Source organism: Methylocaldum sp. MU1018 (assembly GCF_053646775.1).
On sequence record NZ_CM132195.1, the window covers coordinates 3446905 to 3472269 of the forward strand.

24 protein-coding genes are annotated in these 25365 nt (G+C 64.0%); 20 read left to right on the top strand and 4 right to left on the bottom strand.

The window, feature by feature from the left end; genetic code table 11:
- Positions 1-27 precede the first annotated feature (27 nt).
- Positions 28-2082: an excinuclease ABC subunit UvrB gene (uvrB, locus tag ACWJKU_RS15840; RefSeq protein ID WP_454148161.1), complete on the top strand. Its 2055-nt coding sequence runs from the start codon at positions 28-30 to the stop codon at positions 2080-2082.
- Between the two features lie 55 nt (positions 2083-2137).
- Positions 2138-2374, top strand: a complete 237-nt coding sequence (locus ACWJKU_RS15845; RefSeq protein WP_454143766.1) for a hypothetical protein — start codon at positions 2138-2140, stop codon at positions 2372-2374.
- A gap of 389 nt (positions 2375-2763) precedes the next feature.
- Here the strand turns inward: ACWJKU_RS15845 and ACWJKU_RS15850 are convergent, their stop codons facing one another.
- Positions 2764-3402 (bottom strand): transaldolase family protein, encoded by a 639-nt coding sequence (locus tag ACWJKU_RS15850; protein WP_454143768.1) that lies wholly within the window; start codon positions 3400-3402, stop codon positions 2764-2766.
- Between the two features lie 47 nt (positions 3403-3449).
- Complete coding sequence (locus tag ACWJKU_RS15855) at positions 3450-4241, bottom strand: HAD-IIA family hydrolase (RefSeq protein WP_454143770.1); 792 nt, start codon at positions 4239-4241, stop codon at positions 3450-3452.
- A gap of 118 nt (positions 4242-4359) precedes the next feature.
- Here ACWJKU_RS15855 and dhaL point away from each other — a divergent pair, with 118 nt between their 5' ends.
- Positions 4360-5004: a dihydroxyacetone kinase subunit DhaL gene (dhaL, locus tag ACWJKU_RS15860; protein WP_454143772.1), complete on the top strand. Its 645-nt coding sequence runs from the start codon at positions 4360-4362 to the stop codon at positions 5002-5004.
- On the opposite strand, the gene dhaK is transcribed toward dhaL, so the two are convergent.
- A complete protein-coding gene (dhaK, locus tag ACWJKU_RS15865; RefSeq protein WP_454143338.1) occupies positions 5001-5990 on the bottom strand; it encodes a dihydroxyacetone kinase subunit DhaK in 990 nt (329 codons plus the stop codon). The two genes, dhaL and dhaK, sit on opposite strands and share 4 nt — an antisense overlap.
- A 185-nt stretch (positions 5991-6175) precedes the next feature.
- Between dhaK and ACWJKU_RS15870 the strand changes: the two genes are divergently transcribed.
- From ACWJKU_RS15870 to ACWJKU_RS15920, 11 genes are all read left to right on the top strand, one after another.
- Positions 6176-6418 (top strand): hypothetical protein, encoded by a 243-nt coding sequence (locus tag ACWJKU_RS15870; RefSeq protein ID WP_454143774.1) that lies wholly within the window; start codon positions 6176-6178, stop codon positions 6416-6418.
- Between the two features lie 178 nt (positions 6419-6596).
- Positions 6597-7724, top strand: a complete 1128-nt coding sequence (locus tag ACWJKU_RS15875) for a metallophosphoesterase family protein (protein WP_454143776.1) — start codon at positions 6597-6599, stop codon at positions 7722-7724.
- Positions 7721-10432 carry an AAA family ATPase gene (locus ACWJKU_RS15880; RefSeq protein ID WP_454143778.1) on the top strand — a complete coding sequence of 904 codons (2712 nt, stop codon included), beginning with the start codon at positions 7721-7723 and terminating at the stop codon, positions 10430-10432. The genes ACWJKU_RS15875 and ACWJKU_RS15880 overlap by 4 nt, the downstream gene beginning before the upstream one ends.
- Positions 10433-10434: 2 nt before the next feature.
- The gene (locus ACWJKU_RS15885; protein WP_454143780.1) at positions 10435-10782 is read left to right on the top strand and encodes a hypothetical protein; all 348 of its coding nucleotides are present in this window, start codon (positions 10435-10437) and stop codon (positions 10780-10782) included.
- 269 nt (positions 10783-11051) lie between these two features.
- Positions 11052-11465, top strand: a complete 414-nt coding sequence (locus ACWJKU_RS15890) for a PRC-barrel domain-containing protein (protein WP_454143782.1) — start codon at positions 11052-11054, stop codon at positions 11463-11465.
- A gap of 107 nt (positions 11466-11572) precedes the next feature.
- A complete protein-coding gene (locus ACWJKU_RS15895) occupies positions 11573-12133 on the top strand; it encodes an HdeD family acid-resistance protein (protein ID WP_454143784.1) in 561 nt (186 codons plus the stop codon).
- Positions 12134-12277: 144 nt separating this feature from the next.
- A complete protein-coding gene (locus tag ACWJKU_RS15900) occupies positions 12278-12610 on the top strand; it encodes a DUF3301 domain-containing protein (protein ID WP_454143786.1) in 333 nt (110 codons plus the stop codon).
- Between the two features lie 248 nt (positions 12611-12858).
- Complete coding sequence (locus tag ACWJKU_RS15905; RefSeq protein WP_454143788.1) at positions 12859-14307, top strand: diguanylate cyclase domain-containing protein; 1449 nt, start codon at positions 12859-12861, stop codon at positions 14305-14307.
- Between the two features lie 294 nt (positions 14308-14601).
- The gene (locus ACWJKU_RS15910) at positions 14602-14910 is read left to right on the top strand and encodes a hypothetical protein (RefSeq protein WP_454143790.1); all 309 of its coding nucleotides are present in this window, start codon (positions 14602-14604) and stop codon (positions 14908-14910) included.
- Positions 14911-15181: 271 nt separating this feature from the next.
- The gene (locus tag ACWJKU_RS15915) at positions 15182-15895 is read left to right on the top strand and encodes a C39 family peptidase (RefSeq protein ID WP_454143792.1); all 714 of its coding nucleotides are present in this window, start codon (positions 15182-15184) and stop codon (positions 15893-15895) included.
- A gap of 4 nt (positions 15896-15899) precedes the next feature.
- Positions 15900-17159 carry a helix-turn-helix domain-containing protein gene (locus tag ACWJKU_RS15920; protein ID WP_454143794.1) on the top strand — a complete coding sequence of 420 codons (1260 nt, stop codon included), beginning with the start codon at positions 15900-15902 and terminating at the stop codon, positions 17157-17159.
- Positions 17160-17358: 199 nt separating this feature from the next.
- On the opposite strand, the gene ACWJKU_RS15925 is transcribed toward ACWJKU_RS15920, so the two are convergent.
- Entirely contained in the window at positions 17359-20805 is a 3447-nt protein-coding gene (locus ACWJKU_RS15925; protein ID WP_454143796.1) for an HAD-IC family P-type ATPase, read from the bottom strand.
- Between the two features lie 214 nt (positions 20806-21019).
- Here ACWJKU_RS15925 and ACWJKU_RS15930 point away from each other — a divergent pair, with 214 nt between their 5' ends.
- The 6 genes from ACWJKU_RS15930 (at position 21020) to ACWJKU_RS15955 (ending at position 25321) form a co-directional block, all read left to right on the top strand.
- Positions 21020-21424, top strand: a complete 405-nt coding sequence (locus ACWJKU_RS15930) for a DUF1924 domain-containing protein (RefSeq protein WP_454143798.1) — start codon at positions 21020-21022, stop codon at positions 21422-21424.
- Positions 21425-21432: 8 nt separating this feature from the next.
- Complete coding sequence (locus ACWJKU_RS15935; protein WP_454143800.1) at positions 21433-21906, top strand: diheme cytochrome c; 474 nt, start codon at positions 21433-21435, stop codon at positions 21904-21906.
- 4 nt (positions 21907-21910) lie between these two features.
- Positions 21911-22615 (top strand): cytochrome b/b6 domain-containing protein, encoded by a 705-nt coding sequence (locus ACWJKU_RS15940; protein WP_454143802.1) that lies wholly within the window; start codon positions 21911-21913, stop codon positions 22613-22615.
- 3 nt (positions 22616-22618) lie between these two features.
- The gene (locus ACWJKU_RS15945) at positions 22619-23320 is read left to right on the top strand and encodes a response regulator (protein ID WP_454143804.1); all 702 of its coding nucleotides are present in this window, start codon (positions 22619-22621) and stop codon (positions 23318-23320) included.
- Entirely contained in the window at positions 23317-24663 is a 1347-nt protein-coding gene (locus tag ACWJKU_RS15950; RefSeq protein ID WP_454143806.1) for an ATP-binding protein, read from the top strand. The genes ACWJKU_RS15945 and ACWJKU_RS15950 overlap by 4 nt, the downstream gene beginning before the upstream one ends.
- A 154-nt stretch (positions 24664-24817) precedes the next feature.
- On the top strand, positions 24818-25321 hold the full coding sequence (locus tag ACWJKU_RS15955) for an RNA polymerase sigma factor (protein WP_454143808.1): 504 nt from the start codon (positions 24818-24820) through the stop codon (positions 25319-25321).
- The last annotated feature ends 44 nt before the right edge of the window (positions 25322-25365 follow it).

Sequence of the window (25365 nt, forward strand, 5' to 3'; positions counted from 1 at the left end):
AATGGGTCAGGCTCAATGCCGCAAAAAATGATACTCGATGAAACCTCGCCCCTGAATCCCACCAAGGGAAAAAGTTTCAATCTTCATAGCCGGTTCAATCCGTCGGGCGATCAACCGGAAGCGATCCGGCAACTGGTCGAAGGTCTCGGCGACGGCTTGCTACACCAGACTCTTCTGGGCGTCACAGGTTCCGGAAAAACCTTCACCGTCGCCAACGTCATACAGACCGTGCAGCGCCCGACGCTGATCCTGGCGCCGAACAAGACGCTGGCCGCCCAGCTTTACGGAGAAATGAAGGAATTTTTCCCCGAGAATTCGGTGGAATATTTCGTCTCCTACTACGACTACTATCAGCCCGAGGCTTACGTCCCGGCATCCGACACCTACATCCAGAAGGACGCCTCGCTCAACGAGCACATCGAGCAGATGCGCCTGTCGGCCACCAAGGCGCTGATCGAACGGCGCGATACGGTCATCGTAGCGACCGTGTCCTCCATCTACGGACTGGGCGAACCCGCTTCCTATTTCAGTATGGTGCTGCATCTGGTGCGCGGGGACATGATCGATCAGCGGACGATCCTGCGCCGGCTGGCCGAATTGCAGTACACCCGCAACGAGACGGAACTGCGCCGCGCCACCTACCGGGTGCGCGGCGACGTGATCGACGTGTTCCCGGCGGAATCGGAAAAAGAGGCCTTGCGCATCGAACTGTTCGACGACGAGATCGAACGGCTGTCGCTATTCGATCCTCTGACCGGCGAAATCATCTCGCGCACCGCCCGCTACACCGTCTACCCCAAAACCCATTACGTCACGCCGCGAGAAAAAATCATGGAAGCCGTGGACCAGATCAAGGCCGATCTCAAGGTACGGCTGGAGGAGCTGCGGTCTTTGAACAAGCTCGTCGAAGCCCAGCGCCTGGAGCAACGCACGCTGTTCGATCTCGAGATCATGCTGGAAGTCGGCTATTGCTCGGGCATCGAGAATTACTCCCGTTACCTCTCGGGCCGCGCGCCGGGCGAAGCTCCGCCCACCCTATTCGATTATTTGCCGGCCGATGCCTTGCTGGTGGTCGACGAAAGCCACGTCACCATTCCGCAGCTCGGCGCCATGTACCGGGGCGACCGCTCGCGCAAGGAGACGCTGGTGGAATACGGTTTCCGCCTGCCCTCCGCGTTGGACAACCGGCCGCTCAAGTTCGAGGAGTTCGAGGCCCGCTCGCCGCAGCGCATCTACATTTCGGCGACGCCGGGACCTTACGAACTCAAGCATTCCGGGGCCGTCATCGAACAGGTGGTGCGGCCGACCGGGCTGGTGGACCCCGAGGTGGAAATCCGTCCGGCCCTGAGCCAGGTGGAGGACCTCCTTTCGGAAATCCGCGAACGCATCGCCCGAAACGAACGCGTGCTGGTGACAACGCTGACCAAGCGCATGGCGGAGGACCTGACCGAATATCTGTTCGAGCACGACATCGCCGTGCGTTACCTCCATTCCGACGTCGAAACCGTGGAGCGCGTCGAGATCATCCGCGACCTCCGGCTCGGCAAGTTCGACGTGCTGGTGGGCATCAACCTGCTGAGGGAAGGTCTGGACATCCCCGAAGTCTCGCTGGTCGCCATCCTCGACGCCGACAAGGAAGGCTTCCTGCGGTCGACCGTTTCGCTCATTCAGACCATCGGCCGCGCCGCCCGCAACCTCCGCGGCAAGGCGATTCTTTACGCCGACACGGTCACCGGCTCGATTCAGCGGGCGATCGAGGAAACGGAGCGGCGCCGCACCAAGCAGATCGAGTACAACAGGCGGACGGGGCTCACGCCGACCGGCATTTCGAAGCGCGTGACCGACATCCTGGAAGTCCCGATACCGGGCGCCTTGCAAACCGGTTCCGGGAAAAAGAAGCTGGCCAAGGTGGCCGAGAAAGGCGCCGACTATCGCGCGGCGAAACCGGCGGAAGCGGCCAAGCTGATCAAGCAGCTCGAAGAAAAGATGTACGTCCACGCCCGCGAACTCGAATTCGAGGAAGCGGCGCGGCTGCGCGACGAGATTCGGCGGATTCAGGCGGAGGTGTTTTCAAGGACGTAAGCGTACCCGCAGAAGCCGCACCAGTACGAAAACGCGCGCTTCGATCCGTTCGCCCTTGCCGGTATCGCCTTTCCTCGCGGTGCATCGAGGGCTGATTTTCATGGTCAAGTCGGGCATCTCGATCGAGTTGTACTGCACCCTGGGCGGATACCGTGTCGTGGCCTGGTCGAACGGAAAGGTCGTTTTCGCCAGAACCTATGCGCTGCGTCAGGTCGCGCTGAAGGCATGCAAGCGGTTGGAGAGATCGCTGGCCGACTCTTCGAAAGGCAAGAACACATCCCGGAGTAATTGAGGTTTACCATCCGGAATAGCGCGCTGAAGAACGTGGGAGCGTTTTCATTGCGGCTTTACGGGCGAAAAGGAAGCCGCCTTCAGCGGCAAGCGAGTTTGAAGCGGGTCTCGCCCCGCCGGCGATGCTCGGGCGCACCATATCGAGACCATACAAAAACACCGTACGCCGAGTTCGAAAATGCTCTAAAACCATCCTTACCTCCGAATGGAATCCGCTCTAAGGAAGCTCTGATCAAGTCTCCAATTCGGAGAAGCGGCCTGTGCAACCGATTGATCCAACAGGTCCTCACCCAACCCTCTCCCAGAGGGAGAGGGCTTATTCAGAGCTTCCCTAATGAGCCGCTCTATCCGACACAGGCTCCGTGCCTTTTTGTCTGGAAAACTGGAAAGTCAACCGTTGCGAACCACGCGTCCGAATTCCTCGATGGCCTGATCGGACAAGGGATGATCGCCCAGTTCGAGCAGCAGGGGCCAAGGAATGGTGACGTGATGGGCTCCCGCGATGACGGCCTGCACCACTTCGCTCGCGGATTTGAGACTCGCGACCAGGATCGTGGTCGTCGTGTCGCAGGCATCGACCACCGCCCGCATCTCCGAAACCAGCGCCGTACCGTCACCTTGCAAGCGCGTGCTGCGGTTGACGTAAGCGATCGAGTAGGCCACGCCCGCCTCGCAGGTCAAATAGGCCTGCGCCGCGCTGTAGCTGGCGGTCATGCCGACCTTGACGCCTTCTCCGGCAAACTTGGCGGCCAACGCCAGATTCTCGGCGGTCATTCCGATCTTCAGCGCGACGTTGGGGCGCAGGGCCAAGAAACGTCGCGCTTCCGCTTCCCGCTCGGACACGCTCGGTGCGGTCAGTTGATAAAAGACCGGGCCGGGACAAATGTCGGCCAATTCGGCGATCACGTCTTCCGGCTTGCGGTCGACTTTCGCCATCAGGACCGGATTGGTCGTGATTCCGGCGACGAAGCCGAGCGTCATCGCCTGCCGCGCATCGGCGGGAAAGGCCGAATCCAAAAACAGGGACATGCCGTTTTCCTCAAAAGTTGGTCTATCGGCCTCAGCCGATCGGATTTTTATCGAATCGCCTCGATGACTGCGCGAATGTCTTCCATCACCCAGGTCGGCGCATAATCGAGATCGGTCAAATGCTCCCGCGTGGAAATGCCCGAAAGTACCAGGATGCTCCGGATTCCCGCCCGCACGGCGCCCAGGATATCGGTGTCCAGGCGATCGCCCAGGGCGACGGTTTGTTCCGGCGGCACCTGCAAGCGCTCCATCGCCAGCCGATACATGATCGGCTCGGGCTTGCCGATGATGGTGGGCTCTATGCCCGTGGCGGCCTGCAAGGCGGCCAGAACGGCGCCGTTGCCGTGGGTCATGCCGTGCTCGGTCGGCAGCGAGGTGTCGGGATTGGTGCCGATGAATTTCGCCCCGGCGCGGAGGTTCAGGGTAGCGGTGGCTAGCTTGTCCCAGGACAGCGTTCGATCCAGGCCGCAGACCACGTAATCGGCATCCTTTTCATAGAGTTCCGCCAAGCGAAAGCCGTTTTCGAGCAAAGCCTGGCAGACACCGTCTTCCCCGATGGGGAACACCTTGGACCCGGTCGGGGCATGCTGCTTGAGATACAGCGCGGCGGCGAGGCCGGAACCGATCACCTGCTCGCGATCGACGCCGACGCCCATGCGGGCAAGCTTGGCGACATATTGTTCCGGCGTATTGCTGGCATTGTTGGTTGCCAAAACAAACCGAATTCCGCGTGTGCGCAAGCTCTCGAAAAATTCCACCAATCCGGGCATCGGGCGATCACCCTCCCAGAGCACGCCATCCATATCGATAATCAAGGCGCGAATGTCGTTGAGTGTCATAAGATCGATTCTCGATTAAGGATTGCCGATCGAAGCGCGCCTAAATTACCCTTTGATCGCCGGCTCGTCGAGACTTGGCCGCTTATCCGTAACTCCACACAACCCGAAGAGCAATCCCATGTCAGCAAGCACCAACCCAATCAGGACCTATATCCGGGCTGCCGATGCCGTCATTCGCGAACACGCCGAGGAAGTCGCCGCGCTCGACCAGGCGATCGGCGACGGCGATCATGTCGTCAATCTCCAGCGCGGCCTCGCCGCACTGGCCGCCTTGGCGGAAGAACTCGGACGGATGGACTGGGCCGCCGCCTTCCAGAAAATCGGCATGAGTCTCATGAGCAGCGTGGGCGGGGCTTCCGGTTCGCTCTACGGCACGTTCTTCCTGGCTATGAGCAAGGCCATGCGGGACAAGGACATGAACCTGCCGAACCTGGCCGAAGCCTTCGGCCAGGGCGTCGAGGCGATGAAACAGCGGGGCAAGGCCGATCTGGGCGAAAAAACCATGCTCGACGTCTTGATCCCGGTGGCGAACGCCTTGCAACAGGCGGTACGGGAATCCTGGGGCGTGCCGCAGGCCGTGGAGGCCATCAACCGCGTAGCCGCGGAAGGCTGCGAATCCACCCGCGACATGATCGCCACCAAGGGACGGGCCTCGTTCCTGGGCGAACGCGCCCGCGGCCATATCGATGCGGGGGCGAGGACCAGCCAGTTGATGATCGGGGCGATCGCCGGCGCCGTGGCGAAGAATTCGCCGTCGGCCTAACACCCCCACCGCAACGCCGCCGTGTGCACCGGCGCGTCCCACAGCCGGATCATCTCGTCATCCAGCAGAGTCAGGGTGACGGAGCAACCCGCCATATCCAGCGATGTGGTGAAATTGCCGACCAGCGAACGGACGACGTTCACTCCGCGCCGATCCCAGAATTGGCGAGCCAGATCGTAGACCAGATAAAGCTCCATCAGCGGCGTCGCGCCGAAGCCGTTGACGTGCAGCAAGGCCGGCTGGCCTCTGGCGGGTTTCAGCTCGCCGTCGATGGCGTGCGTCAGGTGCTCGACGATTTCTGAAGCGCCGGCCAAGGCCATGCGCTCCCGCCCCTTTTCGCCATGAATGCCCACGCCCATTTCCATTTCGTTGTCGGCGATCTCGAAGGTGGGCTTGCCCAGGGCCGGAACGGTGCAACTGGTCAGCGCCACGCCCATCGAGGCCGTCGCCCGCACCACCCGCTCGCCCAGCGCCTTGCAATTGGCGAGATCCATTCCGGTTTCCGCCGCCGCGCCGACGACCTTTTCGACGACGGTCGTCCCCGCCACGCCGCGCCGCCCCATGCCCTGGTGTTCGGGAATGGACACGTCGTCGTGCACAAGTACGGTCTCGTGGGGGCACTCGAGCATTTCCGCCGCGATCTCGAAATTCATGACATCGCCGGCGTAATTCTTGACGATGAACAACACGCCGCCGCCGTTTTCGGTCGCCTGTGCTGCGGCCAGCATTTGATCGGGCGTGGGCGAGGTGAACACCTGCCCCGGACAGGCGGCATCCAGCATCCCGAGACCGACGAAACCGGTGTGCAGGGGCTCGTGCCCGGAGCCACCGCCGGAAATCAGCGCCACCTTGCCCGGCGCGCGCGGGGCGGTGCGGGCCATGTAGCGGGGGTCCGGATTGAAGCGGACGATGTCGGCATGGGCCAGCGCAAAGCCGCGCTCGCTCTCGTCCAGCAGACTCTCGACAGAATTGATGAATTTCTTCATGGCGTTCCTCAACCGCAGGCATGGATAGATGTGCCCGAAAGCAAACCATCGCGGCCCCTTGCGGTCAAGCTTCCCGAGCCGATCGCACACCGGGCGTTTTCCGGCCGCGATACGATCGGATATCATTGGACCGGCAAGCATGTGCCGCCGGAACACAGACGAAATCCTAATAAGAGGAGTCGAACATGAAAAAATTCGCCATTCTGATCTTGGGGAGCATCGGCCTTTGCCTCGGATCGGCGTCGATCGCCCGGGCCGACGACGATCAAAACTATCCCGCCTATCATTACGAGCCGGTCGTGATCTACCGGGACGCCCAGCTCGCGCAGCCCGATCAGGCCGCGACCAAAGCCGACCCCGACTATCCCGCGGCTTATTTCGAGCCCAGGGTCATTTATCAGGATCAGGAACTGATAAAGGCGCACTGATCGGTTCATCCCGCCCGGCTTCCGCCCCGAAAGCCCGGTCAAAAGCCGGGCTTTCTCGCGATCCGCACGACCCCTGAAAACTTTCTTCAAGCCGCATTTGCAAGATGTATATTGACCGTTACCGACCGTTGAAATGCGTTTCTCCGCCGATACGAATCGTTCACGACCGGGGCACATCTTGATCAAGCTGCTGCACACCGCCGACTGGCAGATCGGCAAGCTGTTCGGCCAGTTCGAGCCCGACGAGGCCGCGCTTCTCGCCGAGGCCCGATTCCAGGCCGTCGAGCGGCTCGCGCGCCTCGCCACCGAGCGCCGGGCCGACCTCGTGCTGGTCGCCGGCGACGTTTTCGATGCGCAGGGCGTCGCCGACAAGACCATCCACCGCCTGTTCCATTTGATGGCGGGGTTCGAAGGGCCATGGATCCTGCTTCCAGGGAACCACGACGCCGCGCTCGCCGAATCCGTCTGGACCCGCGCGGACCGCCTGGGGGCCGTTCCCGGCAGCGTGACCGTCTGTCTGCGGCCGGAACCGGTGCTGCTCGAAGCGCTCGGCGTCGCCGTGCTGCCCGCGCCGCTGACCCAGCGCCATACCCATGCCGACCTCACCGAATGGTTCGCCGCGGCCGAGACACCCGCCGGAATGCGGCGGATCGGACTGGCGCACGGCAGCGTTCAGGGCATCCTGGCGGAAGACATCGATTCGCCCAACCCGATCGCCGCCGGACGCGCCGGGCAGGCCCGCCTCGACTACCTGGCGCTCGGCGACTGGCACGGCATGAAGCAGATCGATGCGCGCACCTGGTACAGCGGCACGCCGGAAACCGATCGATTCAGATCCAACGAATCCGGCCGGGCGCTCCTCGTCGAACTGCCGGAGCCGGGCGTTCCGCCGACGGTGACGCCGCTCGCGACGGGGCAATACCGCTGGCATTCGGAGACGCTGGCGCTCCGGGTGCCCAGCGACGTCGAGCCGGCCTTGCAGAAAATTTCCACTTTCGGACCGGCCGACGTCGTGCAGCTCGAACTGTCCGGACAAACCGATCTCGGCGGCTATCGGCGGCTTCGTGCGGCCGTCGAGCAAGCCCGCGGCAAAGCCCGGAGCCTCCTGGCCGACCTGTCCGCGTTACGTCTCGAACCCACCGCGGACGACATCGACGCGCTGAAAGCCGACGGCTATCTGGGCGAAGTCATCGCCGAACTTCGCGCCAGCCAGGACGGAGCCGGCGCGGAAGTCGCCCGGGAAGCCCTGGCCCTCTTGGCGGGCATTCTCGATACGCAAGGCGCGAATGCCGGAGGTTCGCCGTGAGACTTTCCCGCATCCGCATCGAACAGTTCAAACGGTTCCGGCAGCCGATCGAGATCGAGAATCTCGAACCCGGCCTCAACCTGTTCACCGGCCCCAACGAAGCCGGCAAGAGCACCGTCGTCGCGGCCATTCGCGCCGCGTTCTTCGAGCGGCATCGCTCCGGCAGCGTCGACGACCTGCGTCCCTGGGGCGATCCGTCGGCCTCCCCGACCGTCGAACTGGAATTCGCGATCGGCGATAAACAGTACAAGCTCACCAAGAGTTTTCTCGGCAAGAAGCGCTGCGAACTGCACATCGGCACACAGCGGCTGGACAGCAGCGAGGCCGAAGACCATCTCGCCGAACTCCTGGGCTTTCGCTATGCCGGCCGGGGCGCCAGCGGCGCCGAGCACTGGGGCATTCCGGGTCTGTTGTGGATCCGGCAGGGAGCCGGACACGACATCCGGGATTCGGTGACGCACGCCACCGACCACCTGCGCACCGCGCTGAACGAGTCGCTGGGCGAAGTGGCCGGCAGCGGCGGCGAGGCGGTGCTGGCCACGGTCGAAGCCGCGCGCAACGAGCTGCTGACTTCGGCGACCGGCAGACCGCGGGGCTCTTATGCCGAAGCGATCGATCAAGCGGCCACGCTCGCGAAGGCCATCCGGGAACTCGATGCGGAAATCGCCGCGTATCGCCAGAAGGTCGATACGCTCGCCGCCCTGCGCCGCGAACACGCCGACGACGAGGCCGAAAAGCCGTGGCTAGGCTTCCGCGAACGGGAACGGGCCGCGGCGGCCAAGCTGGAAGCCGTCCGGCGCATCGAAGAAACCCTCGCGGCCGAAAAACGGCGCGCCGCCCAGATCGAAGACAAGATCGAATTGCTGCGCGGTCGACTGGACACTTTCGCGAGCCAGGAGAAAGAGGTCGAAACGCGCGGCGCGGAACTGGAATCCATCCGCCAAAAGCTGGAGGCGGCGACGGCGCTCGTCGCAGAATGGCAGTCGAAGCGCGCGGAAGCGGAACGGCGCCACGAAGCCGCGCGCGAGACATTGCGCCTGACCCGCCTGGAAGACACGCGCCGCAGCCTGACGCGCGAACTCGAGTCGATTCGGCTCAAGGCGGAAAACGCCGCCGCCGCGATCGCCAAAGCCGAGGCGGAACAGGCCGCCGTGCTGGAGTTGAAAAAGCGGGCCGCCGCTTCCGAAATCGCGCTCAAAGACCTGGAACTGCTGCGCGAGCAGCATCGGCAAATCCGCGAAACGCAAATCCGGCTCGACACGGCTGCGACCCGGCTGCGCTTCACGCTCGAAGAGGGCCAAAATATCCGGATCGGCGCCGAGTCGGTCGCCGGCTCGGGCGAGAGGCTGCTGCTCGAAGCGACCGCCCTCGCGCTGCCGGGGCTCGGCCGACTCGAGATCGCGCCGGGCGGCTCGGATCTGTCCCAGCTTCGCGCCCGGGAGAAAGAACTCGCCGATCGGCACGAAGCCCTGCTGCAGCGTCTGGGTCTTACGTCGCTGGAAGCCGCCGAAGCCCGCCATCAGACTCACACCCAGCGACTCGCCGAAATCACGACGGCCGAGGCGACGCTGAAAGCGCTCGCTCCGCAAGGCATCGAGCCGCTGCGCGCCGAATGGGCCGCGCAGCAAGCGCGTGCCGGCGAAATCGAGCAAGCCCTGCGCCAGTTGCCGCCCGAAACCGAGCGCGCGGCGGAACGCCCCTCCGTCGCCGAGGCGGAAGCCGCCGAGGAAGTCGCCCGGCAATCGCTCGGACATATCAGCGACAGCCTGCACCAGGCTCAACTCGCCGCCGGCAAAGAACAGACCGCGTTCGAAACCGCGACGCGGGAACTCTCGGCTGCGCGCGCGCTGCTGGACGCACCGGACCGGGCCGCGCGCGTGGCGGCGACGAACCGGGACCTGACCGATACGCGCGCCGAGCAGTCCACTCTGGCCGCCCGCATCGAAACGCTGGCCCTGCAACTGGCCGAAGCGCGGCCCGATATTCTGGAACAGGACGTCGAGCGCTTCCGCCTGAGCGCCGAGCAGATCGAAAAGCGCTTCAACGAGCGCCGCGACCAGTTGATGACATTGCAGGTCGAGCTTCAGACGGCCGGCGCCCAAGGGCTGGAAGAGCGTCGTTCGGAACTGGCGCGCGACCTGGCCCAGGCCGGGCGCCGAGTCGATGAACTGCGGCGTCGGGCCGACGCGCTGGATTACCTGCTGAAACTGCTGCGCGACAAGCGCCGCGCCTTGACCCGAAGACTTCAGGCCCCGCTGCAAAAACACCTGAACCGCTATCTTCAGCTCCTGTTCCCCGGCGCCTACCTGGGCATCGACGAAAACCTCTCGCCCGGCCCGCTGACGCGCACCGGATCGAACGGAACCGAGCTGGGCGACGTCGAAGATTTGAGCTTCGGCGCGCGCGAACAAATGGGCATCATCAGCCGGCTCGCCTATGCGGGACTCTTGCGGGAAGCCGGCCGCCCCACCCTGATCATCCTCGACGACGCCCTCGTCCACAGCGACGAGGAACGGCTGGCGCAAATGAAGCGGGTGTTGTTCGACGCCGCGACGCGGCATCAGATTCTGCTATTCACCTGCCATCCGGCGAAGTGGCGGGATCTGGGCGTCGGAGCGAGATCGCTGGAGGCGATTCGGTCTTTTTCGGCGCGGTGTCCGGCTTCGTCCCGGCCCGACGCTTGCACTGCCCCCGATAGCGGAGAATAGCCATGACGACTTGCAACATCCACGACGACCATCCTCATGAACACGGCCTAAATTGCGGACATCGGACGATCCGGCACGAAAACCACTTCGACTATCTGCACGACGGACACCTGCATCATCCGCACGAAGGCCATATCGATGAGCACGTTCTCCCGGTTTGCGCCGCCAATCCCGACGCCTGCACCGGCGGGCACGACTGCGCCGGGCACGACCGCGGCCATGTCCACGGCCCCGGATGCGGGCACGACGCGGTTCCGCACGGCGACCATGTCGATTATCTGGTGAATGGGCATTTGCACCACCCTCATGACGGCCATTGCGACGATCATGGCGCGGTAGAGTTCGGCTAATCCCGGCCGCCGGGCGAATTCGGCCGACGCCGTGAACTTCCCTGGAGGCTAGGGACCCAAATATATTGTGGGCTGAACGGCCGGGGAGATCGAATGGCATGGAAGTCTGGTCGAGGCGAAGACGGCCGGATCCGTGATTTCCGGCGCTTCGCCGCGCCCGCCAACCGAAACCCGGAGTTCAAATCCCCGGCGTCATCGGAATTTCGCGCGGAACGGAACCAACGATCCGCCGAACGGCTTCGGCCATCCTAACTATCGGGAGTGAAGTTATGGAATTCAACCTCGTGAAAACGCTCATCCTATCCGCGCTTTGCAGCTTGGCCCTGAGCGGCGGAGTCGCCGCGCAGCCTCGGGAGGAAGCTCCGATCGCGGGCAGAACGACCCTCGGCGTCGAGGTCGCTCAGACCGAAATCGTCGCCAAGGGTTGGCGGGTCTCGAAGCTGATCCACCAGCACGTCTACAACGACCAGAACCAGAAGATCGGCAGAATCGACGATTTCATCGTCGCCCCGGACGGATCGTTGTCGGTCGCCGTCGTGGACGTCGGCGGGTTCCTGGGCATGGGAGCGCATCGCGTCGCCATACCCGTGCAGCAATTCAGCCAGGTCTCTCCCAAGATCGTTCTGCCGGGAGCCACCAAGGATTCGCTGAAACAGGTGCCCGAGTTCCGGTACGGCTCGTAGCCGGCCGCGAGAGATTCAAAAGGCATCCCGGCCGCGGATGCCGGATCGCAGGCATCCGCGGCTGTCCGGGAGATCGTTGCAACCGGCATTCCGAGCGAGGGAACGCCATGAAGGAATTACTCGAACGAGCTTGGTGGATGCTCGCCGTACGCGGGGCCATTGCCGTCCTCTTCGGCATTCTCGCCATGCTATGGCCCGGCCTTACGCTGTTGTGGCTGGTCGTCCTGTTTGCGGCCTATGCCTTCGTCGGCGGCGCCTCGGCGGTCGCCGCCGCCTGGAAAAACCCGGCGGGCGACGAAAATCGATGGCTGATTCTGCTGCTGGGCCTGGTCAGCCTCGGCGCAGGGGCGATCGCCGTCATCCATCCGGCGCTGACCGCGCTGGTGCTCGTGCTGATCATGGGCGCGAACGCGCTGGCGACGGGCATTCTCGACATCGCCGCCGCCATCCGGCTGCGCAAGGCCATCGCAGGCGAGTGGCTGCTAATCCTGGCGGGGCTCGTCTCCATTCTGTTCGGCGTCCTGGTTTTCCTGTTCCCGGGGGCGGGAGCACTGGCCCTGGTCTGGCTGATCGGCATCTACGCCATCGCCACCGGGGTTTTGTTGCTCACGCTGGCTTTCCGTGCGCGCGCCTGGTTGAAGAAGAGTTCAGAATTGAGACAGGCTTGAGGCCGGAACGGCCCCGGCACAACCCTCGATTTCCATTCGAGCCGCTTCCGGTCCGGCGCATGGCCGATCGCACGGGCATGACGGTATACTGAGGGACCGATTCGTTCCGAGAACACTGCACCGATACGCTCAATCCCGATTCGTATGACCACCTTGGAAATCGTCGTTTTCAGCGTGCTGGGCGGGCTGGTCTGGCTATGGTTCGACAGCGCCAAAGCGCGCGAGACCGGCATCGAGGCCGTGCGGCTCGCGTGCGAGGCGGAAGGTTTGCAACTGCTGGACGAGACGATCGCCCTCGTCAGCCTGAAGCCCAGGCGAAACGAGAACGGCAGGCTATCGGCACAGCGCATTTATGAATTCGAGTACAGCGATACCGGCGACAATCGCCGCCGCGGACGTGTCCATCTCCTCGGCCGGAACGTCACCCTGATCAACATCGGGCCGCGCCTGGCGCCGTCGAGCACGGCTCGGCGATAGGGAAACGCCGCGGAGCTCGGCAGCCAGGATGCTCGGGCATTTGCCGACAAGCTTTTTTCGATGAATTCCCGGAAAACAGATCGAGATTACGGCGCCTCCACCCTTGTCCCGCCGTGTTTTCGGCATTTCAAAAAATACCTACACTTATAAGCATTTACCCGCCAGCCATAGAACGCTGTCCCGTGATATCCCTGAATTCCGCCTCTATCGCCCGGTCGAGCCCCGTTTCCGCGCGTCGGCGCAAACGAATGATGCTGTCCCGCGCGCTGGCGCTCAGCGTAATGCTGGGCGTCGGCAGTCTCGGGGAATACATGGTGCGGCTGGAGCGAGAAAACGCCGACCGCGAGCAGCGCAGCCAAGTCATCAGCGAAGTCGGCCAACTCAGGGCGTCGCTGGAAAGCGAGCTTAACGCCACGCTGCATCTGACGCAGGGCATGATCGCCTATGTCGTCGCACGCTCGACTCTCGAACCGGACGTCATCGAACCGATGCTGAAAACGCTCCACGAGCACGGGCGGCATATCCGCAACATCGGGCTCGCGCCCGGCAACCGTCTGACCTACATCTATCCGCTCGAGGGCAACGAAAAGGCACTCGGACTCTACTACCCGGACCTGAAGGAGCAATGGCCGGCGGTCGAGCGAACCATCCGCGAACGCAAGCCGCGCCTCGCAGGTCCGAGGCAACTGAAGCAGGGCGGATTCGGCCTGATCTATCGGATTCCGGTGTTCCTCGGCGTTCAGCAGGACTATTGGGGCCTGCTCAGCATGGTGATCGATGCCGAAAGCCTGTATGCCGGCGCGGGCATCGCTCCCGCCGCGCGGGGATTGCAGCTCGCCTTGCGCGGCAGGGACGGCGCCGGTGCGGAAGGCGAGGCGTTCCTGGGCGATGGCGCGCTCTTCGCCGCCGATGCCGTCATCACGCAAGTCACCATGCCGGGCGGAACCTGGGAGCTGGCGGCGCGGCCTCTCGAAGGCTGGGGCCACGGCAATCGCTTCGGCTGGCTGCGCACCGGCTTCTGGCTGGTCGGCATTCTGCTGGGAGGATCCTTTCATCAAGCGCTGCTGCTCGCCGCCCGGCGCGAACGGCTCTCGGAACAATTGCGGGAGCGCACGACCGAACTCGAACGAAGCCACGCCCGGCTGGTCGCGGAAATCGTCGAGCGCAGACGCCTCGAAGAAGAGCTGCGCCACTTCGCCTTCTATGATGCCCTGACGCGATTGCCCAACCGACGCCTGTTTCTGGACCGCCTTCATCAGGCGCAACTCAACAGCGCCCGCCAAAGATCCCATGTCGCCGTCATGTTTCTCGACCTGAACAACTTCAAGGAGCTGAACGACACCCACGGCCACGATATCGGCGATCAGCTCCTGATGGATGTCGCCCACCGCTTGCAAGGCGCGGTCAGGGAAAGCGACACCGTCGCCCGGTTCGGCGGCGACGAATTCGTGGTGATGCTGGAAGGACTTGGCCCCGAAGCGGAGCAAGCGCGGGATTATGCCGCGGCTCTTGCCGATACCCTCCGCGACATGCTGGGCCAAGAGTACGCCCTGGGCGACATCCGCCATCAATGCTCGGCGAGCATCGGCATCAAATTGTTTCTGGGTACCGACGAAGATCCCGACCAGATTCTCAAGGATGCCGACACGGAGATGTACCGGGCCAAGCAGCGTTGCGGCAGAGCGGTTTGGAACTAAGAGCCTATCCCGATTGGTCCCAAGCCCCCTTCGACAGGCTCAGGGCGAACGGCCTACCGAGAGAGGCTCTAAGCGATCGGGTCCTTAATCTTGAGCCTTCCATGCATCGCGATCCCGAGTGGCATGGCGACGAATAAGCGTGACAGTTGTCGCAATTCCGACATTTCCAGATTGTTCTCGATAGACCGCATGGCTAGATTCCTCTGCGAATCTCGAAAGCCGATACCCACGTTTCGACTCGAGAGGTTCATTTGGACAAATCGATACGATTAACCATTCATAGACGGAGTTACCATGAAATCTTTAATTGCGGGTGTTGTTCTATCAACCTTGGCTTTTAGCGCGGGTGCGGAAGATTTCTCGACTTTGAACGGCATTCCGGCCGATGCCATGAGCGTCGCCGAGATGCAATCGGTAGAAGGCAAAGGATTGGTCGACGATTTGCTCGGCGGCATCCTTCCGAGCGTCAATGTTGGACTAGAAGATACGCTGGCCCTGGCCCTGGTGACGAAAGACCTGAACGTACTGGGTCTGGTCGGCCTCGGCGAACTGAGCCTGGGGCTGAGCAACTCTCTCGGTTTGTCGATCGGCATCACCCAGTAAGCGGTTTCCGGAAGCCGCGCATGGACGGGCGCATTTGCGCCCGTCTTTGTTGTCGACCGCCGGCGTAAGACGCACGGGCTGCTATATTTTCGTTCAGCCGAAACTCATTCACCCAAGCGCGGAGCGGATATCCGGCCTATCCGTTCAGGATCGAAAAAATACGGCGACATGTTGGCTCTAGGCTTTCGTTAACGAGGCGAAACCGCGGCTCCGCCAACACTTGGAGAAGGCTGCTTCCGTGAGCGGGCAAGGGCGATACACGGCTATTTTCATGCCGCTTCTTTTAAGACGGGCGAGCATTTTCATCTTGCCCCTGTTGCTCGTCGGCTGTGCCAAGTCTCCGGCAACCACGCTGAACATCGGCGGCGATACCCGGATTCATTTCCCCATCAAATCGATAAAAGCGTTCAGAGACGAGAACGTAGTCAAGCAAGGTTACGATTATTCCTGCGGTGCCGGTGCATTGGCGACGCTCTTGAGCTACGGCGTGGGCGATAAAGTTACCGAGGCGGAAATCATGCAGGAGCTTCTCAAAACTTTGCCGAAAGATATCGAGGCGCTGAAGAAACGGGAGGGTTTTTCCCTCGCCGACTTGCAAACGGTAGTGAAAGGCCGGGGACACAAGGCCATGGGTTTTCGATTGGCGCCGGAATACCTGCCGAAGCTCGGCGGACCGGCGATCGTTTTCATCAAACCCCGCGGCTATGCCCATTTCGCCGTCTATCGGGGCGTCAAAGGCGACCGGGTTTATCTCGCCGATCCGGCGCTCGGCAACGTTCGCATGCCGGCCTATCGATTCCTGGACATGTGGCTGGACGGAAACGGGAAAGGCGTCATCTTCGTTGCGGAGACCAAGGAAGGCAAATGGCCTGCGGACTATCCCTTGAAGCTCAAGGTTCCCGGCATCGCTCAGCCCGAGGTTCTGACCGCCCGACAGATGCTGAACACGGGCACCGTCGAATCGAATCTCCCCCCAATCAGATAAAACGATGAAGAACCCATTGACGATCGGCATCAACGGCCCGTTGTGCGCTCTGTTGAGCCTTCTCGCATTTAGTGGCCAAGCGGCGGAGGATGTGCTGACGCTGGATGAAGCGGCACAGTTGTTGCGCGCCAAGCCCGAGGAAGTATCGCAGATGGCCGCGCGTAGCGAACTCCCCGGCCGACGTATCGGGTCCGAATGGCGCTTCCATCGCACGGCCGTGATGGCGTGGCTTGCCGGAAAAGATCCGGTGGCGGCGGCCCTTTTGTCGGAGCGCTCCGAGGACCGGCCCCTCATACCGCCGCAAGAGGCTCGCGACAAACCAAAGGTGCGGCTTTTGGCCAGCGCCGATCTGGAACACATCAAAGGACGCGGCGTAGCCTCGACAAACGCTCCGGCGACGGACGAAAAGCCGGAAACCATGGGACAAAAACCCGAGGAGACTACGGCGGAGCAAGTTTTTCTGCGCGATCAGGGCGTGCTGCTGAAACCACGGCAAATGACCTTGGAACTCGGGCTTCAGTATCAGCGTCTGGATCATCACCTCGACTTACCGATGCTCAACGGCAACCTGGGAGGCCTTTCCACATGGAATACCGACAGGGAAGTGGACAGCTATACATCCGGGTTTACGGTACGCTACGGCTTGTGGAAGGACTTGCAGGTGTTCGCGGCGATCCCACTGCAGCATACCTCGACGACATGGCGGCAGAGCGACATCGAAACGAGCCGGATACTCGAAAGTCTCGATATCTCAGGCACCAAATGGGGCAACGTCACGAGCGGCCTCCGCTGGGGCGCGGCGCGCGAGGGACTCGGGCACCCGAGTGTCATCCTGAGCGCCTCCGGTTCCTTCCCCACCGACGACTGGCCTTATAGCGTCGGCGGCAGCATTGCCCTCACCAAAAGCTATGATCCCGCCATCCTGTTCGCCAATCTGGAATATCTCCATAACTTCATCGACGACGAAAAAGACGTGCTGGGCTTCGGATTCGCCGAGGACCGATTCATCGCCACGTTCGGGATCGCCTACGCCCTCAACGAAACCCTTACCTTGAGCACGCGATTTATCGGCGATTTCGGTACCCGCACCGTGGTCGACGGCCGTTTCGGCCTGCCGCCCACCCAGCGTTATAGCCTTCAATTGGGCATGACGTCCTTGCTTACGGATAATTTCTATATCGAGCCGACGGTACGTTTCGGCCTCAACGGAGACTCACGCAACTTGGCGTTGGGCATCAACCTTCCGTACACCTTCGATCTGTGATCGATAGGGCCGCCGCTGGGTCGTTAACCCGCATTTCTCGCCCAGTTTCGTCGCGATAGCGTCGAGACGCTCCTGTGGAGCGCCGCACAGACCGAGCGGTATGGCATCGTCCCCCGACAACATCGGGAGTCCCACTTCATGCCGAAGGTTCGCCCTGCTCATTCGTGCCAAAATGACCGGCCGAATCTTGCAACCAGGCTCACTGGATGATGTCGTGGCGAAAGGACGATACGTCTTCCAGCGGTTCGATATGGGTCACGATGAGTAGATTCGGGATCACCTCGCGGATGTCGGATTCGATCCGCTCGAGGAGGTCGTGCCCGTCCTGAACGGTCGTCGCGCCGGGCACGAGCACGTGCAGAGTGATCAGCCGCTGGGTGCCGGCAACGCGGGCGCGGAGGTCGTGAAACTGGATGCCCTGCCGCCGGTAATCGTCGAGGACGCGCTCGACGCGGCGGCGCTCCTCGGGCGGGATGGCGGCGCCGAGCAGCCCGGAAAGCGAGCGCAGGATGAGTTGCGCGCCCGAGACCACGATATTGAGGGCGGCCAGAAAGGCGATGGCCGAATCCAGCCACTGCCAGCCGGTCAATGCGATGCCGCCCAGCCCCGCCAGCACGGCGGCGGTGGTCCAGACGTCGGTCATCAAGTGCTTGCCGTCGGCTTCGAGCGTGATCGATCCCGAGCGGCGCCCCGCCCGCAGCAGTACCCTGGCCACCACCAGATTGACCAGCGTAGCCGCCGCCGAGACGAGCATCCCGAGATCGAGCGCCGCCAGCGCCTGAGGATGCATCAGGCGATCCCAGGCCGTCCAGGCGATGCCGGCGGCCGCCACCAGAATCAGCGCGCCTTCGAAACCGCTGGAAAAGTATTCGGCTTTACCGTGTCCGAAGGGATGGGTCTCGTCCGCCGGACGCGCGGCCAGGGTCAGGATGATCAAGGCCGATCCCGCGCCCAGCAGATTTACCAGGGATTCAGCCGCATCCGACAGCAAGGCCACGGAGCCGGTGACGAGGTAGGCGGACGTCTTCAGGGCGATCGTCGCGAGGGCCGCGAAGATCGACAGCCAGGCATAGCGGGTGAGCGGGGCTTCCGGCGATCGCGATGCGGCGACTTCGGTCCGGCCATTCTCCGCGGCGCGGCGCAGATAATCGGCGAGAAAACCGCCCGTTGCCCGGATCAGGCGCCGCGCCGCGTCGTACAGGACGAGGGGACCGGCGACGGACAACAGCCCGCCGAACATGGCGATCAGCCAATCGTCCCGGTGCAAGGGTTGCAGGCTCAAATGCGAAGCCAGCCAGGGCGTCTGCACCAGAACCAGCGACGATCCGACCGTCGCAGCAACCATCAGCCAGGCGCTTTTCGTCCGCAAGCGGCTCAGCACGGCGGTGGCCGCGGCGCTGGCGCAGGTCAGCGCCACCATGGCCATGGCGCGCGCGTGCTCGACGCTGCCGCCGGGTAAAAGGCTGCGGTCGTAGGTCCACACGATCAGCGCGGTGATCAGCGCCCCGATCGCGGCGATCAGGAACCACTCCCCGCCCGAGAAAAATCGCGCATCCCGGCGCTTGGGCGCCGGCCGCAGCGGCCCTTGCGCCGGCAGTTCCTGAAACACCAGGAGCGCCGTCGGGTGAATGAGCGTTTCCAGCCAGACGATGTGAACGGGCAAATAGAGGATGGGGTGCCCGATCAGCGGGATGAAGGTGGCCGTAATGACCAGGGGAATGTGAATCAGCAGAAGATACTGGAAGCTGAGCTGGAGATTGCGGAACAACTGCCGCCCCTCGGCGACGGCGCGCACGATGGTGCTGAAGTTGTCGTTCAGCAGGACGATGGAGGCGATTTCGCGGGCGCTGCGGGTGCCGCGCTCGCCCATGGCGATGCCGATGTCGGCGGCCTGCAGCGCCGGAACATCGTTGACGCCGTCGCCGGTGACCGCCACGACCTCGCCCTCGGCCTTCAGCGCCCGCACCAGGGCCAGCTTCTGGGCCGGCAGAGCGCGCGCCACCACGTCGAAGCCGCCGGCGCTCAAGCCGACGCCCTCGTCGAGGCGGCGGACCAGTTCGTCGCCCGGAACGATGCCGCCGCTCAGCCCGATCTCCCGCGCCACGCCGGCCGCCGTCGCCGGGTGGTCGCCGGTGACCATCACCACGCGGATGCCGGCGGCGCGGCATTCCCGCACCGCTTCGATCACGCCATCCCGGATCGGGTCCTCGAAAGCCAGGAGCCCCGCGAACCGGCCGCCGCGGTCCGGCTCGCCGCCGCTCCAGGCGTCATCCAGATGCCAGCACACGCAAGCCAGCACCTTGTGCCCTTCGGCGGCCAGCCGCTCGACCCTCGAAGCCCATTCGCTCCGCTCGGCCTCGCCGAGATTCGCCGTCGCCAGCAAGACTTCCGGCGCTCCCTTGCTGGCCACGCATATCGTGTCGCCGATCCGGGCCGCCACGGTTTCGCGGCGGCGCTGCTCGGTGTAGGGATAGGTCTCGAGCACGGCGGCGTCGGCGGCCGCCACCGCCCGCTGCTCGAGGCAGTCGAATATCGCCGCATCCATCGGGTCGCCGGTTTCCCTACGGGACGCGAGGGCCGCCCAGCGGAGCAGTTCGTCTTCGGAAACGCCCGCGGCCGGCGCCAGATGTTCGAGCCGGAGACGGCCTTCGGTGATCGTGCCGGTCTTGTCGGAACAGATGCAGGTGATCCGGCCGATGTTCTCCACCGAAACCCCGCGCCGGACCAGCGCCTTCCGCCGCGCCAGCCGATACACGCCGACGCCCAGGAACATCGTGAACACCACCGGGAATTCTTCGGGAAGCGCCGCCACCGCAAGCGTCGCCGCGCTGACCAGAGCGTCGACCCAGCCGTGCCCCTGGCGCAGGCGCACGCCGGCCAGAATCAGGCAAAGCACGCCGGCGGCCGCGATTAGAAGCGCCACCAGGTTGGAAATGGCGGTCTGCAAGGGGGTTCGCTCCCGTTCGCTATACGCCGCCGCGCGAACGATCTCGCCGTACAGGGTTTGCCCGCCGGTATACGCCACCGTCAATTCCGCCGACCCGGTCAAGAGACGAGTACCGGCGAATCCCCAGTGGGCGCCGTCGATCCAAACGGCTTCGTCGGATACCGCCGGCATCGCCGCCAGAGCCTGCTTGGGCGCCGGATAGGCTTCTCCGGTCAAGGTCGATTCGTCGGCCTGCAAGCGTTCTCCGGCGACGATCAGGCCATCGGCCGGAAAAGGCTCGCCGGTCTCGATCCGAACCCGGTCGCCCGGAACCAGCTCGGCGGCGGGGATTTCCAACAGCGCGCCGTCGCGCACGACACGGGCGGTCTGGGCGAGTTGCCGGCCGAGCCCCTCGGTCGAGGCCTGAGTCCTGCGATGCAGAAAGGCGTCCATGCCCAGCAACGGCAGGATCGCCACCAGCAGCGTGGCCGCTTCGGCATAACTGCCGAGCGCCGCATAAACCAGGCCGGTCCCGACCAGAAACCAGATCATGGGATCCTTGAGTGTGTCGCGGGCCAATTCCAGCCACGGGCTGCCGGCGACCTCGAGAATGTCGTTCCGCCCGTACCGCTTCCTGCGGTCGTCGACGTCGATGGCGGACAGTCCGCGCGGGTCGTCCGGCAGGTCTTTCGTTCGTGCAGCGGGAATGTCGCGGCGCATGGCGGTGGCGGTCTCTTGGGGAAAAGGGCCGACGGTATCGGGCGTCGGAGGAAATCCGAACGCTATTATCCGCCGCGGGCGAACGGAATCGATACCGAAGCGGGTTGTTTTTTGGGCGAAGCGAAAGCCGGAGACCGTATTTTTCCGTTCATAAGGTTCGCTTAATCTCCGGCCGCCAGAATGAACTCCGAAACGATCACTCAGGAGTTCCGACATGCCTCTCCCCTTTCTGCTGCTGCTCGCGTTCATCCACATCGCCCCGGCCCAGGCCGGAACGCCGCAAGACGTTCTCGATGCCCTGGCGCGCGAAGCCTCCAAAGCCGGCCCCGGCTTTTCGGGCTTTTCCGCATCCCGGGGCGAAGCTTTCTTCCAATCCCGGCACGGCGGCGACTGGAGCTGCGCCTCCTGCCACACAGACGATCCAGTAGGTTCCGGCCGCCATATCGTCACCGGCAAGCCGATCGAACCCTTAGCGCCAGCGGCGAATCCCGAGCGGTTCACCCGAATCGAGAAAACCGAGAAATGGTTCCGGCGCAACTGCAAGGATGTGCTGAGCCGCGTCTGCACCGCCCAGGAGAAGGGCGACGTGCTGACCTATCTGTTGTCCGTTTCCCGATGAGGCGAGCCATGACGATGATCCGATACCGGTTCCAGACCGCCGCCGCGCTCGGACTGCTCGCCCTATCGGGCGCGCCGGAAGCCGGCGCGCCTAAAGCGCCGCCTCCGAATCCGGCTTACGTGCAGGAATGCGGGAGCTGCCATGCCCCCTACCCTGCCCGAATGTTGTCCGCCCCGTCGTGGCGGGCCGTGATGCAGGGGCTGGATCGCCATTTCGGCAGCGATGCGAGCCTGGAACCGCAGGTTCTGGAAGATATCTCCCGCTATCTCGAATCCGCCGCGCGGTCCCGCGGCACCTCGCGCGACGGCCGGCCGCTCCTCCGCATCACCGAAACCCGCCGGTTCCGGCACGAACACGACGAGGTCCCCGCCCGAGTCTGGCGGCTTCCCAGCGTCAAATCGCCCTCCAACTGCGGCGCCTGCCATAGCTCGGCGGCCGCCGGACGCTTTTCCGAACATTCCGTTCATTTGCCTTCGGAGTAAACCCATGCTGCAACGCATTCTGGTGTGGGACCTTCCCACCCGCATTTTTCACTGGTCGCTCGCGGCGAGCTTCGCCGGCGCCTTTCTCACCGCCGAAAGCGAGCGCTGGCGCGATGTCCATGTGGTGCTCGGCTACACCGTTTTGGGCTTGATCGGTTTCCGCCTGATTTGGGGTCTTCTCGGCCCTCGTTATGCCCGCTTCGGCGAATTCGTCCGCGGCCCCGGTAAAGTGTGGCGCTACGCGAAAAGCTTCGTTCGCGGCAGGCCCGAACATACGACCGGCCACAATCCCTTGGGCGCCGTCGCCATCCTGCTGATGCTCGGCTTGGGGCTGGCGAGCGGCGTGACCGGCTGGATGACCTACGAAGAGATGGGCGGCGACTGGCTGGAGGATCTCCACGAGGCCGTCGCCAACGGCATGCTGGCGACGGTCGTGTTGCACATCGCCGGAGTCATCCTGTCGAGCGTTCTTCACCGCGAAAATCTGGCCCTCGCGATGGTGACCGGCCGAAAGCATGGCGAAGCGCGCGACGCCATTCCCAGATCGAAACCGCTGCTCGGCCTGCTGCTTGCCGTGTCGCTGCTCGGCTTTTGGATCTGGGCCGGCCTTGAGGGTGTCGGGCGCCATGCGCCGACCGCGGAACGATCGTCCGGACATCCGTTCTCCGTCGTCGGCGCCTCGCATCGGGATCATGACGACGATGACTGACGCATGCTGCGCGCCGCGTCCGGCGTTATCATCGTTCGCATGAGAATTCTGATCGTCGAAGATGACGCCCTGCTCGGCGACGCTCTGCAGGCGGGACTTAGGCAGGCGGGTTTCGTCGCCGACTGGGTGAGGGACGGACTCGCGGCCCGCAATGCCTTGGAAGCCGAGCGGTTCGCGGCGGTCGTGCTCGACCTCGGCTTGCCCAGGCTGGCCGGACTCGACCTGCTGCGCCGGCTTCGCCGCAGCAAGGACCCGATGCCGGTCTTGATCCTGACCGCGCGGGATGCGGTCGACGACCGCATCGCCGGGCTCGATGCCGGCGCCGACGATTACCTGGTCAAGCCCTGCGATCTCGGCGAACTGGCGGCCCGCCTGCGAGCCCTGATCCGGCGCTCAGCCGGGCTGTCCGCGCCGGTGATCGAAGTCGGACCGCTGAAGCTCGATCCCGCGGCGCACGCGGTGACGTTTCGCAACCGGTCCGTGGAGCTGCCGGGCAAGGAATTCGCGCTGCTGCACGAATTGGTTCGCGCGGCGGGACAGGTCCTGTCCAAGGAGCAATTGGTCCAGCGTCTTTACCCCTGGGGCGAAGAGATCGAGTCCAACGCCATCGAAGTCCACGTCCACCGTCTCCGGCGCAAACTGGCGCCCGAAGTCATCGTGACCCTGCGCGGCGTGGGCTATCTGGTGCCCAAGGATCTTCGATGAAGACCGCGCGGTCGCTGCGCTGGCGGCTGTTGGCCGGGGTGCTCGCAGTGGTGGCCGGCGCGTGGCTCGCCGCCGTCGTGACCGGCTATCTCGCCGCCCGGCACGAACTCGATGAACTGCTCGACGCCCATCTCGCCCAATCCGCGTCGATTCTGGTGGCGCAACTCGGCGAAGAGGCCGACGAAATCGACCTCGAACACGTCCCGCAACTGCATCGCTATGCGCGGCGCGTCGCCTTCCAGATCTGGGAGCACGGCCGACGCCTCAAACTCCATTCGGTCTCGGCGCCTTCGGCGCTCCTGTCGCCGGTGCGCGAGGGCTTCAGCGTCAACCGGGTCGAAGGCCGCGACTGGCGGGTGTTCAGCACGTGGACCGACGACCATGAGACGCTGATCCAGGTCGGCGAGCAGGTCGCCGCCCGCGAGGAACTCGGCCGTAAAATCGCAGGCCATCTGCTGACGCCTTTGCTCGTCGTCCTGCCGGTGTTGGGCGTCGCGCTCGCCCTGGCCATCGGGCGCGGCCTCAAGCCGTTGACCGATCTCGCCCTGCAAATCGCCTCCCGCGATCCCGAACGCCTCGAGCCGGTCGGCGCGAAACGGATACCCGCCGAGGCGCGGCCCTTGGTCGAAAAGCTCAACGAACTTTTCGAGCGAATCGGAAAGTCGTTCGAAAACGAACGCCGGTTCACGGCCGACGCATCCCACGAACTGCGGACGCCGATCGCCGCGATTCGCGCCCAGGCGCAGGTCGCCCTGGCCGCCGACGATGCGGCGGAACGCCGCCGGGCACTGGAAAACCTCATCCGCGGCGGCGACCGGGCGGCCCATCTGATCGACCAGCTACTCACCCTGGCTAGGCTGGAAAGCGGCCGAACGCAGCCGTCGCCCGGACTGACCGATTTGGCCGAAGTGGCGCAGGGCGTACTCGCGGAACTGGGACCGTGGGCCCACGGCCGTCGCGTATCGGTTCGGCGGCTCGGCGAAAAGCAGATGATCGTCAGAGGCGATCCGGCCCTGCTGCGCGTTCTGCTGCGCAATCTGGTGGACAACGCGATCCGCTACAGCCCGCCGGATACCGTCGTGACCGTGAACATCGGAGCGCATCGCCTGGACGTCATCGATCAGGGCCCCGGCATTCCGGCCGACGAACGCCGGCAGGTTTTCGAACGCTTCAAGCGGCTGGCGACTTTCGAGGAAGGTTCCGGACTCGGCCTGTCGATCGTCGCCCGCATCGCCAGGCTGTCGGGCGCGACCCTGCGCTTGCTCGACGGTCCGGAACGGCGCGGCTTGCGGGTTTCGGTGGTCTTTCCGCCATCGGCCTCGGTCAGGGGAGGGTCCGGATAAGCCGGCGCTGCGGCAATTCCCGCAACGCTCAGGCTTTTGCCGCAGAATCATCGGGACGATCCCGCCGCCGGACCGCGGATTTCCGGGCGATGTCCGGTCGGCACACGTCTTGCTCAAAGGCTCCCTCGTCATCGCAACGATGTGGCCCGTCTCCGTGATCGAACCGTTACCCGAAACCACCCTCCATCATTGGTTTTTCCGTTATGCCGACGACCTGCTCGGCTTCCTGCGCCGCAAAGTGGGCGATTCCGACGCGCCCGACCTGGTTCAGGACATCTACCTCCGGGTGATCTCCTATCCCGCGGCGGCAGCCATCCGCGAGCCGCGCGCTTTCCTGTTCCGCGCCGCGGCCAATCTGGTCGTCGACCATCTGCGCAGGGAAATCCATCGCGGCCACGAAAACGTCGACGACATCGCAGAGCATCTCGTCGCTCCCGCTCCGAATCCCGAGGACACCGCCATCGGCACCGAACGTATGGAGCGCTTCCGGGCGGCGCTCGCCGAACTCCCGCCCCTGTGCCGCCACGCCTTCGTGCTCAACCGCTTCGACGGCCTGACCCATACCGAAATCGCCGAGCGTCTGGGGCTGTCCCCCAAAACCGTGCAGCGCCACATCCAGAAAGCTCTGGACCATTGCTTGAGCCGACTGGAAAATTAGAGCGATCCATGCACGCGCCGCCCGTTTGTAAAACCACCGGCGAC

Bases quoted from the DNA above. Each gene is read 5' to 3' on its own strand.
- ACWJKU_RS15905 (WP_454143788.1), top strand. From the start codon at position 12,859: ATGATGCTGTCCCGCGCGCTGGCGCTCAGCGTAATGCTGGGCGTCGGC.
- ACWJKU_RS15950 (WP_454143806.1), top strand. From the start codon at position 23,317: ATGAAGACCGCGCGGTCGCTGCGCTGGCGGCTGTTGGCCGGGGTGCTC.
- ACWJKU_RS15850 (WP_454143768.1), bottom strand. From the start codon at position 3,402: ATGTCCCTGTTTTTGGATTCGGCCTTTCCCGCCGATGCGCGGCAGGCG.
- ACWJKU_RS15870 (WP_454143774.1), top strand. From the start codon at position 6,176: ATGAAAAAATTCGCCATTCTGATCTTGGGGAGCATCGGCCTTTGCCTC.
- ACWJKU_RS15915 (WP_454143792.1), top strand. From the start codon at position 15,182: ATGCCGCTTCTTTTAAGACGGGCGAGCATTTTCATCTTGCCCCTGTTG.
- ACWJKU_RS15900 (WP_454143786.1), top strand. From the start codon at position 12,278: ATGACCACCTTGGAAATCGTCGTTTTCAGCGTGCTGGGCGGGCTGGTC.
- ACWJKU_RS15855 (WP_454143770.1), bottom strand. From the start codon at position 4,241: ATGACACTCAACGACATTCGCGCCTTGATTATCGATATGGATGGCGTG.
- ACWJKU_RS15890 (WP_454143782.1), top strand. From the start codon at position 11,052: ATGGAATTCAACCTCGTGAAAACGCTCATCCTATCCGCGCTTTGCAGC.
- ACWJKU_RS15885 (WP_454143780.1), top strand. From the start codon at position 10,435: ATGACGACTTGCAACATCCACGACGACCATCCTCATGAACACGGCCTA.
- dhaK (WP_454143338.1), bottom strand. From the start codon at position 5,990: ATGAAGAAATTCATCAATTCTGTCGAGAGTCTGCTGGACGAGAGCGAG.
- ACWJKU_RS15895 (WP_454143784.1), top strand. From the start codon at position 11,573: ATGAAGGAATTACTCGAACGAGCTTGGTGGATGCTCGCCGTACGCGGG.
- ACWJKU_RS15935 (WP_454143800.1), top strand. From the start codon at position 21,433: ATGACGATGATCCGATACCGGTTCCAGACCGCCGCCGCGCTCGGACTG.
- ACWJKU_RS15925 (WP_454143796.1), bottom strand. From the start codon at position 20,805: ATGCGCCGCGACATTCCCGCTGCACGAACGAAAGACCTGCCGGACGAC.
- ACWJKU_RS15910 (WP_454143790.1), top strand. From the start codon at position 14,602: ATGAAATCTTTAATTGCGGGTGTTGTTCTATCAACCTTGGCTTTTAGC.
- dhaL (WP_454143772.1), top strand. From the start codon at position 4,360: ATGTCAGCAAGCACCAACCCAATCAGGACCTATATCCGGGCTGCCGAT.
- ACWJKU_RS15920 (WP_454143794.1), top strand. From the start codon at position 15,900: ATGAAGAACCCATTGACGATCGGCATCAACGGCCCGTTGTGCGCTCTG.
- ACWJKU_RS15930 (WP_454143798.1), top strand. From the start codon at position 21,020: ATGCCTCTCCCCTTTCTGCTGCTGCTCGCGTTCATCCACATCGCCCCG.
- ACWJKU_RS15945 (WP_454143804.1), top strand. From the start codon at position 22,619: ATGCTGCGCGCCGCGTCCGGCGTTATCATCGTTCGCATGAGAATTCTG.
- ACWJKU_RS15940 (WP_454143802.1), top strand. From the start codon at position 21,911: ATGCTGCAACGCATTCTGGTGTGGGACCTTCCCACCCGCATTTTTCAC.
- uvrB (WP_454148161.1), top strand. From the start codon at position 28: ATGATACTCGATGAAACCTCGCCCCTGAATCCCACCAAGGGAAAAAGT.